Origin of the sequence: Nocardia sp. NPDC005825 (genome assembly GCF_040630175.1) — a bacterium.
Classification (GTDB): domain Bacteria; phylum Actinomycetota; class Actinomycetes; order Mycobacteriales; family Mycobacteriaceae; genus Nocardia.
In genome coordinates this window covers 233439-246413 of the sequence record NZ_JBEXXC010000007.1, presented here as the reverse complement: position 1 = coordinate 246413, position 12975 = coordinate 233439, and the positions used below count along the sequence as shown (strand labels likewise).

At 67.9% G+C, this 12975-nt stretch carries 11 protein-coding genes; 3 read left to right on the top strand and 8 right to left on the bottom strand.

Annotated features, from left to right (window positions below; translation table 11 throughout):
* Positions 1 to 513 precede the first annotated feature (513 nt).
* Complete coding sequence (locus tag ABZ382_RS21080; RefSeq protein WP_357091184.1) at positions 514 to 1866, bottom strand: GAF domain-containing protein; 1353 nt, start codon at positions 1864 to 1866, stop codon at positions 514 to 516.
* Positions 1867 to 2174: 308 nt separating this feature from the next.
* On the opposite strand from ABZ382_RS21080, the gene ABZ382_RS21075 reads away from it, so the two are divergent.
* The gene (locus ABZ382_RS21075; RefSeq protein WP_357091182.1) at positions 2175 to 3419 is read left to right on the top strand and encodes a cytochrome P450; all 1245 of its coding nucleotides are present in this window, start codon (positions 2175 to 2177) and stop codon (positions 3417 to 3419) included.
* A gap of 19 nt (positions 3420 to 3438) precedes the next feature.
* On the opposite strand, the gene mftF is transcribed toward ABZ382_RS21075, so the two are convergent.
* On the bottom strand, positions 3439 to 4836 hold the full coding sequence (gene mftF / locus ABZ382_RS21070; RefSeq protein WP_357091180.1) for a mycofactocin biosynthesis glycosyltransferase MftF: 1398 nt from the start codon (positions 4834 to 4836) through the stop codon (positions 3439 to 3441).
* Positions 4837 to 5149: 313 nt separating this feature from the next.
* Here mftF and mftR2 point away from each other — a divergent pair, with 313 nt between their 5' ends.
* Positions 5150 to 5770: a mycofactocin system transcriptional regulator MftR2 gene (gene mftR2, locus ABZ382_RS21065; protein ID WP_357091178.1), complete on the top strand. Its 621-nt coding sequence runs from the start codon at positions 5150 to 5152 to the stop codon at positions 5768 to 5770.
* Between the two features lie 72 nt (positions 5771 to 5842).
* Positions 5843 to 6898 carry a ferredoxin--NADP reductase gene (locus tag ABZ382_RS21060; protein WP_357091176.1) on the top strand — a complete coding sequence of 352 codons (1056 nt, stop codon included), beginning with the start codon at positions 5843 to 5845 and terminating at the stop codon, positions 6896 to 6898.
* An 84-nt stretch (positions 6899 to 6982) separates the two neighbouring features.
* Here the strand turns inward: ABZ382_RS21060 and ABZ382_RS21055 are convergent, their stop codons facing one another.
* The 6 genes from ABZ382_RS21055 to ABZ382_RS21030 form a co-directional block, all read right to left on the bottom strand.
* The gene (locus ABZ382_RS21055; RefSeq protein ID WP_357091174.1) at positions 6983 to 7561 is read right to left on the bottom strand and encodes a transglycosylase SLT domain-containing protein; all 579 of its coding nucleotides are present in this window, start codon (positions 7559 to 7561) and stop codon (positions 6983 to 6985) included.
* A 321-nt stretch (positions 7562 to 7882) separates the two neighbouring features.
* Entirely contained in the window at positions 7883 to 8641 is a 759-nt protein-coding gene (locus tag ABZ382_RS21050) for a DNA alkylation repair protein (protein WP_357091172.1), read from the bottom strand.
* A 101-nt stretch (positions 8642 to 8742) separates the two neighbouring features.
* Positions 8743 to 10272: a hypothetical protein gene (locus tag ABZ382_RS21045; protein WP_357091170.1), complete on the bottom strand. Its 1530-nt coding sequence runs from the start codon at positions 10270 to 10272 to the stop codon at positions 8743 to 8745.
* A 137-nt stretch (positions 10273 to 10409) separates the two neighbouring features.
* Positions 10410 to 11555, bottom strand: a complete 1146-nt coding sequence (locus tag ABZ382_RS21040; protein ID WP_357091367.1) for a lipase family protein — start codon at positions 11553 to 11555, stop codon at positions 10410 to 10412.
* Between the two features lie 178 nt (positions 11556 to 11733).
* Positions 11734 to 12348, bottom strand: coding sequence for a TetR/AcrR family transcriptional regulator (locus ABZ382_RS21035; RefSeq protein ID WP_357091169.1), 615 nt, complete (start codon positions 12346 to 12348; stop codon positions 11734 to 11736).
* 161 nt (positions 12349 to 12509) lie between these two features.
* Positions 12510 to 12863 carry an SPW repeat protein gene (locus ABZ382_RS21030; RefSeq protein ID WP_357091167.1) on the bottom strand — a complete coding sequence of 118 codons (354 nt, stop codon included), beginning with the start codon at positions 12861 to 12863 and terminating at the stop codon, positions 12510 to 12512.
* Positions 12864 to 12975 lie beyond the last annotated feature (112 nt).

Here is a 12975-nt window from a genome sequence, read left to right as displayed (position 1 = left end):
TTCAGTCGACGTCGGAACTTCACTCGGTCCGAGACCACTCGAGTCCGTACCCTGCACCAGAGCCTCCCATGTCATGGCGAATTGCTATGTCGGCCAACGTTTCAAGGCATCACGAAATAGACCTGAGTGCGCTCGGCTGACGAGGGCGCACCAGGCCGCGAGTTATCGCATCGCCCTGGGTTTTTCGACGAATGCGCGGCGAATCCGCGCGTGATCCAACTAGTGCTCGAAGCGGCCGGGCTTACTGGCTCGCCGGCCGGGATGCGGTTGCCTCCGGGTCATCGCATCCGGACTGTCCTACTGCCGATCTCCTCCAACTGTCACCTGCATCACAGGGATGCCGTTCATGACTGTGGACACTAGGCGTTTACACAATAAAAAGGAACTTTTTCCTGAAAAAAAGTTGGACGAGCGTCTAGTTGGGAGCCGATCGGGCCCGAAGATCGCGATGAATGTGGGTCAGACCACATAACAAGGCAGCAGTGTGACCGACCACACTTTCGGATGTGGAGATTAGGAGTCGAAACGTTGCAACTGCGTTGCATCGGCGCCGAGCCGCCGGTCCAGCACCCGGATCTTGGCCTCGATCTGCGCATACAGCGGAGATTCGCGGTCCACGGTGGCCCGATAGGCCGCCCACGCCGCCGCGTCGTCGCGCCCCTCGGCGCCCGCCGTCCACCGACTCAGGACCGAAGCGTCGCCGGAACGTAATACAGCCGTTCTCAAGCGGACACGCAATTCATCGCGAATGTCTATAACTCCCGGAGCCGTCGAGCGCGGCAACACCGGTCCCGCGTACAGCCGCACGGCGGCGTCCACATCCCCGGAATCCAGGGCGGCGCGCAGCGCCTCCACATCCGTCGCGATCGGCACGCGCAACCGGTACGGGCGCGAGCCGAAGACGTTCGAACCGACCACCGAGCGCAGCCGCGACATGGCGGCGCGAATCGTGGCGTTGTCCAGATCGGCGTCATCGAGCAGCAGGGCCAGATGATCGGCCGACAGCCCCTCGGAATGCTCGGCGAGCAGCAACAGGATCTCGGCGTGCCGCTGCGACAACGGGACCCGTTCCCCCGCCACCGTCAGCTGCGGCTGCCCGAGTCCGAGCACCTCCAGGCCCAGCCGCTCGGGCGCGGGCGCGTCGGCGGACGAACGCCGATCCTGACCCGAACGCACCGCGGCCAGCAGCAGATCCATCTCCGCGGCCGTGGCCGCCGCCTTCACCAGCGCCAGGATCTCCGGACGCGCCACCCGCACCCCGCCCGCGATCATCAGCACGCCCACCAGGCGGCCGTCCGGATCGTGCACCGGCGCAGCCGCTCCCGTGATCTGGTGCATGCGGTGCAGAAAATGCTCGGGGCCGTGGATCCAGGCCGCGCGGCCGGTGCGCACCACCAGGCCCACCGCGTTGGTGCCGACCCGGCGCTCGCTCAGGTCGTTGCCCTCCCGCAATCCCGCCTCGGCGGCCGGCTGCACCCGGTCGGCATTGCCGTGCACCGAGAGCACGCGGCCGAACTGGTCGGCCACCACCACGATCAATCCGGTACTGGTCGCGTCCCGCAGCAACAGCTTGTCCACCAGCGGCATCACCGCGGCGATCGGATGCGCGTCGCGATAGCGCTCGAGGTCCGCGCCGCGCAGGCCGCGACCGTCCCCATCGTCCATCGGGTCCACGCCGCCGCGCACGCTCCGCAGCCATGATTCCAGGACCATGGGACGTAACAAGCCGGGCAGTTGCCCCAGCTGATCTCCACCCAGGCTGAGATATCCGTGTGCCTGGGCGGCATATGTTTCGAGCGCACCGAGTTGACTGCCCGGTTCGGCGCCGTGGTTAGGGTTTCCCCCACCCGCAAGATTGCTGACCATTTGCCTTTCTTTCCGCACCCAAAGGGTACCGGCGGACCTGAGAGCCCAAGGCGGAAGCTGTACGTTTGTCCGGCAGGTCACACAGCAACCGCGCCCCGCGGAAATGTGAGCTACGCAGCATCTTGTTAAACACGCCGTGTTCAGTCACTGCGTGTGGTCCGCGCGTCGCGCCCGGCGCGGCAAGGTTGCGGTGGCGCTGCGGACCGGCCCCCGGCCGCCCACCCCTCCTCGAAATCCTTGCGGTGCCCGGGCTTTCACGTTTACACGGTTCACCAAATGTACCGCCCGAGTGCCGACACTGTGCCAGGGTGGGTGAGGTGGAGGACATCGACCTGACCGATCTGGACCGCTTCGCGCGCGGCTTCCCGCACGCGGTCTTCGACCGGCTGCGGGCCGACACGCCGGTGTGGTGGCATCCGCCCACCCCGCACACCCCCGACGGGGAAGGGTTCTGGGTGATCAGCCGGTACGCCGACATCGTTGCCGTGGCCGGGGATTCGGTCACCTATTCCTCCGAGAGCGGCGGAGAACGGCGCGGCGGCGGCACCCTCATCGAGGACCTGCCCGTGGACTGGGCCGTCGGCGTGCTGCTCAACATGATGGACGACCCCCGGCACGCGGGCGTGCGGAAACTGCTCATGCCCAGCGTCGCGCCGCGCACCCTGAAACTCATCGAGGACGACCTGCGGCAACGCGCCGCCGACCTGGTCGACGCGGCACTGGCCAAGGGCGAGTGCGACTTTCTGCTCGACCTCGCCGCCGAACTGCCGCTGCAGGCCGTCGCCCAACTGCTCGGGGTGCCGCAGGCGGACCGGCACCGGCTCTTCGGCTGGGCCAATGTCGCCCTGGACTACGACGATCGCGACCTCGGCGAGGCCACCGCGCGCACCCAGCGTGCCGTCGCCGAAACCCGGGCCTACGGGCGGGAACTGCTCGCCGCCAAGACCGCCGCGCCCGCCGACGACCTGCTCTCGCTGGCCGCGCACGCCACCATCGACGGGCAGCCGCTCACCGATATGGAGAAGGCCATGCTGTTCAGCCTGCTCATCGCGGCCGGCAGCGAGACCACCCGCAACTCCATCGCTGTCGGGATGCTGGCGCTCATCGAACGGCCCGAAGTCTGGCGCAGCCTGCGCGAGGACCGCTCCCAACTGGACGGGGCCGTCGACGAAATGCTGCGGTGGGCCTCCTCCACCTCCTACAACCGGCGCACCGCCACCCGCGACACCGAACTCGGCGGTCAGCGAATCAAGGCCGGGGACAAGGTCACCCTGTGGTGGACCTCCGCGAACCGGGACGAGGCCGTGTTCGCCGACCCGCACACCTTCGACATCACCCGGCGGCCCAACCCGCACCTCGCCTTCGGACGCGGCGGGCACTTCTGCCTCGGATCCAATCTGGCCCGCATGGAGATGCGGGTGGTGTTCGACGCACTGCTCGACCGGGTCGAGACCGCCGAACTCACCGGGGCCGTCGAATACACGCGCAGCAACAAGCACACCGGCGTCCGGCACATGCCGGTCCGGCTGCGGGCGCGCGGGGAGGAAGAGTAGATAGATCTACTACCGCTGATCAACTGGACGGGAGCGTCGGTTTCAGCGCCGCCGCGCTGCGGGTGCGAGCCGCGCCCCACCACACGCCCGTCCCGTAGGCCACATCGTCCAGCCGCCGACAGAACACGTAGCGGATCGGATCCAGGCTGCCCGGCTCCCGATGGGTGAACCAGTCCGCCAAGCCCTCCGCCATGGCCAGGGTGATCGCGATGTGCCGGATCCGGCGCGAGCACAGCATGCCCAGCAGCGTCACCGGCCAATAGTGCCGGCACATGGCCGACGCCAGCCGCCACACCGCACCACCGAAACCGCGCGTCATATAGATGGCGGCCACCCGGGTCGGATTGTCGAGCCCGGCGAACACTCGGCGCAATCGGACCAGGGTCGCGCCCAGGGTCAGCACCCCGCCGAAGATGCCCCAGCCCGACGCGGTGCTCAGCAGACCCGCCGACACCGCCGTCCAGATCGGCAGCGACAGCGGCGCGGCCATCCCCTTGTGCCGCTGCGCCAGGGGCGCCACACCTGTCCCATGGGTAACCTTGTGGGCGAACCACTTTCGCAGCGACACCGGATTACTGTGCGCCACCCGGGCTGCGGGCTCGTAGCGCAGCCGCCAGCCCGCGCGGTCCAGCCGCCAGCACAGGTCGACATCGCCGCCCGCGCCCATGGATTCGTCGAAACCGCCCTCGCCCAGCACGGCCAGCCGGCGCACCAGCACCGCCGAACTCGGCACGTACGGCACCGGGCCGTGCGCCTGCACCGCCGACTCGCGACGGCCGCGATGCACCGAACCGCGGGTGTGCTCGTAGCGGGCCAGCAGCGTGGAATCGGGATCCATAGCCAGGATGCGCGGGGCCACCAGCGCCACCTTGGGATCGCTGAAATGGCCCAGCATGACCTCCAGCCAGCCGGTCCGGGGCACCACCTCCGGATCCAGGAAGGCCACGAATTCGGTTGATGCGGATCGCAATCCGAAATTGCGGGCCGCGGCCGCCCCGTGCCGGCGATCGCGGCGCAGCACGGTGATCCGGCATCGGCTGCGCGCCTCCGGAATCCGCACCGGCTGATCCGAACCGTCGTCCACCACGATCACGGTGTGGCCGCGCAGCGCCGACAACAGCCGCGACAGCTCGGGAGTGTTGTTGTGCACCGGCACGATCACGGTGACGTCCTCCAGCGACGGCAACAGCCGCGGGCGCGGGTTCGCGACACCGGAATCGAGAAGACGTCTGGCAACCCGCGCCGACGCCGGGTCGGTCACCTCGAGGTACCCGTCACCGATCAAGGCCGCAGCTTCCGGAGCGAGCCGTAGCAACCTCGTCGGCGTGCCGCCGACCAGTAGCCGTCCACCGGAATAAGTGCGCACCTTGGGATCGATTCGCACCCCGAAACCATCGGGAAGGCGATCATGGCGCATTCCCGAATGCTAAGTCAGCACACCACTGGCAATGATGATTGCCACGCTGGCTGTGTTAATTTTGCCCTCCGCTTCGCTCCGGGCGGGTTCGCGGCCCGAGGTCTCGATTCTTCCCTCCTCCGCTCCTCCGCTTCGCTCCCCCGCTCCGTCAGTCCAGAATCGAGACGGCCGCGAACCTTGGGTGCACATCGGACCGTAGCTCGACCAGCAGAGTCGGGTGCGCTCTACACTGCGGGAGGAAAATCGGCAGTTGAACAGGTAGGGGACGGAAATCCGTGCCCGTGGTGGTCGAGGCGGTATGGGAGTCGGGCGCATGCAGACAGGCGGGGGCGGTAACACCCTCTCGGAATCCGAGATCGTCGAGGCCGCCCTGCGGGTGGTCCGGCAGGACGGCGTGGAGAAGCTGTCCATGCGACGACTCTCCCGCGAACTCGGAGTTTCGCCGATGGCCCCCTATTACTACGTCGCCGACAAGCGGGAGCTACTCGACTTGGTGGCGACCGCGGCGCTGACCGGCGTCCGCAAGCCGCCACCCGAATTCGGCACGTGGCAAATGCGTTTGCGGGATCTCATCGACCAGATCGACGAGAAATTGCGCAAGCACCCGGGTCTCGGCGACGTCCTGATCGAGCAGATGCTCGGCAAACAGCTCGACCTGATCGCGGCCGTGATGGAAATCCTCTTCGACGCCGGTTTCGACGAGCGCAATGTGCTCTCCGCCTACGCCACCATCCACACCTATCTGTTCGGTCGTTCCAAGGTGAACCCGCGCGACCGCTCGTCGCTGCTGGACCGGGTGCTGCCCGAGGCGGTGGAACGCGCCACCAAACACATGGCGGATCTGCGCGGCAAGTTCTCCTACGACTTCTCGATGGACGTGCTGATCGCCGGTCTGGAAGCTCAGCTTGTCCGGCAGCGCGACAGCCACGTATAGTCAAACTAGAACACGTTCTAGTTTGGGTAGACTGCTCCGGCTGACCATCATCGCCGGGTTCGAGAGGACACTATGACCACCGTCGACGTACCGCACAGCTCGCGATCGGCCGTGCTGCGGGTCTCCGCGGTCATCAACGAGACGGCCGACTCCTGCTCGCTGGTCTTCGACGTGCCCGAGGAACTCAGCGAGCGCTTCGCCTACACGCCGGGCCAGTTCCTGACCCTGCGCATCCCCAGTGACCTGACCGGGTCCGTGGCCCGCTGCTACTCGCTGGCCAGCTCGCCACACACCGACGACAAGCCGAAGGTGACCATCAAGCGCACCGTCGACGGCTACGCGTCGAACTGGGTGTGCGACAACGTGAAAGCCGGCGACACCATGGAGGTGCTGCCGCCGTCCGGCGTCTTCACCCCCAAGAACCTCGACGAGGACCTGCTGCTGTTCGCGGCCGGCAGCGGCATCACCCCGGTGATGTCCATCCTCAAGTCGGCGCTCGCCCGCGGCAACGGCCGCATCGTGGTGGTCTACGCCAACCGCGACCACGAATCGGTCATCTTCGCCAACGAGCTGCGCGAACTCGCCGACAAGAACCCGCAGCGGGTCGTCGTCATCCACTGGCTCGAAGCCCTCCAGGGCCTGCCGACCGCCGACGCCTTCGCCGCCCTGGTCTCGCCCTACACCGCCCACGAGGCGTTCATGTGCGGCCCCAAGCCGTTCATGGACCGGGTCCACGACGCCCTCGGCCAGCTCGGCGTGCCGCGCAACCGCACCCACGCCGAGGTCTTCAACTCGCTCTCCGGCGACCCGTTCGCCGACGTCGCCCCGGTCGAGATCAGCGCCGAGGAGGCCGCCGACGCCGCCAGCGTCGAGGTCGAACTCGACGGCGAGACCCACGAGATGACCTGGCCGCGCAGCCAGACCCTGGTCGACATCATGCTCTCCAAGGGCCTGGACGTGCCCTACTCCTGCCTCGAGGGCGAATGCGGCTCCTGCGCCTGCACCGTCCTGGAGGGCGAGGTGGAGATGGAGAACGCGGAGATCCTCGACCCCGAGGACATCGCCAACGGCTACATCCTGGGCTGCCAGGCCCGGCCGGTGACGGACCGCCTGAAGATCCAGTTCTGAGACCACTGAAGTTCTGAGACCACGGAAACGAGTCGGCCGCCGCGTGATTCACGCGGCGGCCGATTGCTGTCGTGGCTCCGGGGCTCAGTACGCCGAGAAGACGTTGTCGATCGAGCCGTAGCGGTGCGCCGCGTAGTTGCAGGCGGCGGAGATGTTCGCGACCGGGTCGTAGATGTCCCACGAGGTGCCGTCGACGTGGTACGCCTGGAACGTCGGGTCGATGACCTGCAGCAGACCCTTGGACGGGATGCCCGCCGCGGCGTTCGAGTCGTAGAGGTTGATGGCACGCGGGTTCCCGCCGGACTCGCGCTGGATGTTGCGGAAGATGCCGTCGTAGCTGCCCGGAATGCCGCGCTGGTTCATGACGTGCAGGGCATTCTGGATCCAGCCGTCCAGATTGTCGGCGAAGACCGGCGGCAGCAGCTGATTCAAGGGGGCGGGCAGGCCCTGCACCGCGGCGCGGACCTGGTCCTGCTGCGGTGCGGGCAGGGAGTTGTTGAGGTCGGTGGCCTGCTGCTGGACCTGCTGGGCGGTGCCCTGGAACTCGGGCGGGACACCGTTGACGTCGGCGGAGGCGGTGCCGGCGGCGATGGCCGAGGCGGCCAGCGCGACGGCGGCGAGGCCGGTGACTTTTCTGACGGGCTGAGCGAAGAATTTATGCATGGCGAATCTCGTGGCGCAGCGCTGACCACGGCGGGTGTCCCTCGGGAGCCTGCCGACGCACTGCATGGATCGTGATGTGCAAGGTGGCGGAACGAGATTCGGGATATTTCCCAGCTATCACCGTTCGTTCACGCTCTCGCCGAAGGCGGCGGTCTCCGCGTGGGGTGCTCCAGCTCATTTCGGGCTGGTATCGGCTATTGCCGACTGATCACAGAGTGGTCTCGACAAATGAACGTAAACTGAACACAGGGTGAACAGTCAGGGCAAATCCATCGAGCAATGCATCACAGCAACCCGACAGCGTGGGCTACGTCGCGGCGTTCACCGCTGGGCGCGGTAGTGCGCCCGCTGCTCCGGGGTGAGGTGCTCGGTCGCGTAACTCAACGCCGTCCGGCCCATCGCCGCCGCGTGCGCGTCCAGGAATCCGGTCAGAATCGCGGGATCCACCCGCTTGCCGATCTCGCGCAGCATCCAGCCCACCGCCTTCTGGATCAGATCACGGCGGTCGTCGAGCAGGCGCTCACACAATTCCACGGTGGTGGCGGTATCCCCCTGTTTGATGAACGCGAACGTGGTCAGCAACGCCACCCGCCGCTCCCACAGCGAATCCGCCGCCGCGAATTTCTCGAGCAGATCGCGCGGACGCTCCAGCAACCACGGGCCCAGAATGAACTCCGCCGAGGCATCCACCAGATCCCAGTTGTTCACCCGGCCCCGACGCACCGCCGCCAGATACAACTCGACAATCTCGCGCTGCCGCGCCGCATCGCCTCCGCGCTTGCGCGACGCCTTCGTCATCTCCCCATTCAGAATCACCAGCGCCGCCAGCCGATGCTCGTGCACCGGACTGTCGAGCAGTGCGTCGATCTCCGAAAGCGGCATCCCGGCAAACCGTTTCACCGCCTTCCGGGTCTGCGGAACCCGGACGCCGATGAATACATCCCCTTCGCCGTACTCCCCCGGCCCGGTCTTGAAAAAGCGCTGCAGATGCACCGCGTCGGCCGGATCGGCCAGCGCCGCCAAATCCGCTCGCACCGCATCGGCGGTCAAACCATTCGACGTCGCACCGGTGCCGCTCATCGCGCCTCCCGAGTCAGTGATCCGAGGCCTGTCGAACGAATCCTAAAGTGACGCCTCATTCCATAACGGTCCGGGTAACTCGCCGGGGACGTCCACGAGCTTTACCGTGTTTCCGCCGCGGCTCGTAAGAGGACCTCGCCAAAATTTCGCATGTGGTCCGCCCCTCCGTACCAGGCGGCGACCAATTCCACGGCCGCCGAGCGGGTCCGGTGCGCGGCGTCGGCCAACTGCGCGATATCCGCCTCACCGGATTCGGCGGCGGTGGCGGCCACTTCCAGATCGTGACTGGCGACCAGCAGGCGCATGATGTGGTGCAGATCGATGGTGGCGTCGCTGGTGCGGAACTCGGCGGCGGCCTTCGACTCCGGCGCGGCGGTCGACACGGGCGCGATGACCGTCGACTCCGTCGCGACCACCGCCGACTCGGTCACGACGGGCGTCGGCTCCGCCAGGGCGTGCGCCGGCTCGGACAGCGCGGCCACCGGCTCGGACAGCACAGCTGCCGACTCGGACAGCACAGCGACGGGCTCGGACAGCGCGGCGACGGGCTCGGGAATGCTCGAAACCTGCTGCTCGACAACAGGTTCCGGGGCAGCGCGACGACGCGAGGGAGCGCCCGCCGGACGGGCGGACTCGCGGGGCGCCTCGTGCACGCTCTCGCGCAGGGACGCGGCGACCGCCTCCATGCTCTCCAGACTGGCCGGGGCCTCCAGGCTCTCCAGCCGGGCCGGAGCCTCCAGTCGCTCCGGGGTCTCCAGGCGCTCAGGGGTTTCCAGCCGCTCCGGGATCTCGTACCGGACGGGCGGCTCGGGGTCCGGCGCGTAGCGGCGCGACACCGGAGGCTCGAATTCGACGGCGGGGCTCGCGCCGAAGACGCTGTCCCGCGGTTCGGCCGGCAGGGCGAAGGACTGAACCTCGGGGGCGGGACGCAGGCCCAGCGTGTCGCTGTCCATGGCGGACGGCGCCGCGAAAGGCTCACTCTCCGGGGCGGAACGAGTGAACTGCCCGCTGTCGGCGGGACGAGTCAGCGCACCGCTGTCATTGATCGACCGGGCGAACGGCGACCCGTTGGCGGCGGGGCGCGTTCCGAACGGCTCACCGTTGACCGGCACCGCGAACGGCTCACTGTCGGTGGTGATGCGGGCCGAGAACGGCTCGTCCGCGGCCAGCCGGGCAGCCACGGCCTCCGGGTCCGAGGTGCGCTGCGGCAGTTCGGGGGCGCGCTGCGGAGGCTCCGGAGCACGCTGCGGCAACTCCGGCGCACGCTGGGTCAGGTCGAAATTGCGCTGCGGCAGGTCAGGGGAGCGCTGCGGTAGATCAGGCGCGATCCGGCGCGACAGGGCCTCCGATTCCGGTGTGCTGCGCAGGGTTACGGGCGCCGACGACCACTGCACCTGCTGGTCGTGGCCGTTCCGGCTCAGCCCGTCGTGCCCGTTGCGGGACAGACCGTCGTGGCCGTTGCGGCTCAGGCCGTCGTGTCCGTTGCGGGACAACCCGGCGTGCGCGCCGGTATCGATGCCGGTCAGCACCGGATTCGGCGAGGTGCCCGGCGCGTCCGGGTGGGTGAGGCGGTAACCCGGCTGACGCGCGGAACGCGAATCCCCCGGGCCGGTGGTGAAATCGGCATCCATGGCCGCCATTCTTACCGGGCGGTGGCAGCCGGTGCGAGTCGGGCTACGGTCCGACCGCGCGCCCGGGCACCACGAAACCGGCTCACGACCAACGGTATTGGGGCATTGACGCGCGCGCCACCCGGCGGCGGATCGGCTCAGCAGGTGGTCGGGGCCGGTTCACCGCGCAACCGGGCGTCCACCCAGTCCAGCGCCGCGGGCAGACCCAGCACCGCCGCGGACAGGTGTTCCGGCGACGAGTTCAGATTGACGTCGACCGGCACCCCCGCCGCGCAGTACCGGCGGTCGGTGTTCACGATGGCATCCACCGGGATCAGCGGATCGGTCGGCGAATGCCATTCGAAGATCGGCGTATTCGGCACACCGTCGTACAGCTCCAGGCTGTTCTCCTGCAGCACCGACAGCACCGTCGGATCGTCGATCAGCGAGGTGCTGGCCGCGAATTCGCGCGCGTTGTGGCCCGCCCCGATGGCCATGATCTCGTTGGTGCAGCCATTGGCCATGGCATTGCGGGCGGACAAGCCCGCGGCGTTCATCTGGGCGCTGATCGGCAGCCGGTCCGGATACTCCCGCTCCAGGCCGATGGCGGCCGCCATGGCCAGCCCGAACGCCGGATGCGACTGGAAGCCCAGCTGGCGCACCATCTTCTCCAGATTCATCGGCACGCCACCGGTGGCCGCGCCCGCGATCTCCAGCTCCGGCGCGTAGCTCGGGGCCAGCGCCGCCGCCCACGCGGTCGCCATGCCGCCGCCGGAGTATCCGGCCATCGCGACCCGGCTGTCACCGAGGCCCAGTTCCGGCGTCCGCTTGGCCGCGCGAATCCCGTCCAGGGTGATCTGCCCGCCCAATTTGGCCGCGCCATAGGCGAAATTCGGTCCGAGGTGGTCCGGCAGCGCCACCGACCAGCCTCGCCGCAGCGCCACGTTCAGAGCCACCGCTTCCTTCACATACAGATTCGGGTCGCTGGTGTACAGCACCCGCGACACCGCGCACTGCGCGCCGAGGCCGTTGATGATGTGCTGATAGGACAGCAGCGGCCCGCCCGGCTGATGCTCGCGCGGTGTGAGCACCGTGGTGACCGCCGCGATCGGGCCGCCCTCGGAGCTGGTGGACCGGAATTTCACCATGGTGACCGTGGTGTCGGGGAACGTCAGCAGCGGCGGCATGGGCCGCGTCGCCAGCACGTCGCCCGGCGCGTGGTCGGCGATATCGGCCGGTTGCGCGTAGAACGGATCCGGGTCGGGCGCGGGAAAGATCGGATCCGCGTGCGCCGCAGGCGCCATCGCCGCGAGAGCCAGACCCGCCGAGAACAATCCGAAAACACGCAGCAACAGCTTGGCTTTCACCAGTTCCTCCACGAACTTCGCAGTGAGAATCGCATGCTTGCCCCACAAGGAGTGTGGTTTGCGAAGCTCAGAGAAGGAACAGCGACACGCCAGCAATCATGATGTCGCGGCGAACTCAGCCCATCTGGGTCATGCCCGCGGCCACCACGTTCGCCACATTCAGGATCTCGTCGGCCGTCGGCAACGGCACCCCGTCCAAGGCGTGCAACCGATCCGTGCTCGCGATGGCCAGCATCGCCGACACCCACGCCGCCGCGCAGGCCCGCAGCGTCCCCGGCTGCACCGGGCCCGGCGCACTCGCCGCCAGCACCCGCGCGGTCGCGTCCAGCAGCTGATCCCGCATGCGGCGCAACTGCTTGCGCACATCCGGATGGGTATCGGCCTCGCGCCACATGATGACGCGCAGCACCGAGGAATGGTGATCGCGCAGATTCAGCGCGGCATCCATATTGACCAGACTCTTGGCCGGATCACCCGGCACCACCACCGAATAGATGTCATCGATCGGCTCCGGCGGGACGCGCTCGGCCATCAGAGCCGACAGAATCGCATCCTTGGTCGGGAAGTAATAGAAGACGAGGCCCTTGGGAACCCCGGCGGCCTCGGCGATGGCCGCGGTGGCCGTGGCGTCGAAACCATTGGCCGCGAACAGCTTCTCGGCGGCATCGAGGATGAGCTGGCGAGCGTCCCCGTCGACCTTCTTGCTGCGACGTTTCCGTGGTGCAGGCACTGCTCGACTTCCTCCTCACGCTTCGAAGCGGAGGCGGCCGCCACCGGTCGGGCGGACGTAGGGAACAAGCATATCGCGCGGCTGCGACGCCGAAGGGCGCGCCGGCCTCGTGGGATCTCCCGCCCTTCACAGGAGAACGAGGCCGGCGCGCCGCGACCCGGTCAGTGGTGCGCCGCGGTGCCGAATCGGCCCGCAACCTCCGGCATCTCGGCCAACGCGACCACGACCGTCAACGCGCCCACGATCCATGCGACCCAGGAGGCGTTGCTGTAGGAGTGGAAGTTCATCACCCACGGGGAGATGAACATCAGGACACCGAGGACGCCGAGCGCTCGGCCCGTCATCGCGGTACCCATATCGCGCAACTGCGCCAGGCCCGCGAGTGCGATCAGCACACCGAGCACGACGAGGGTCCACAGTGCGCGGTCGCTGTGCGCCACCCAGATCGGGGACAGCGCGGCTACTACGCCGAGCACGAATGTCAAGGCGTGCTCCGCGCGACTCACGGTGAACATGGAATGCCTCCTTTGAAAGGCCAGGAAATATGTTCTGATCCCGTTGTAATCCTGATTGACCGCCCGATCAATAAATGCGCGGATACGATTGGGCCGCATCTCGGGTGTGACG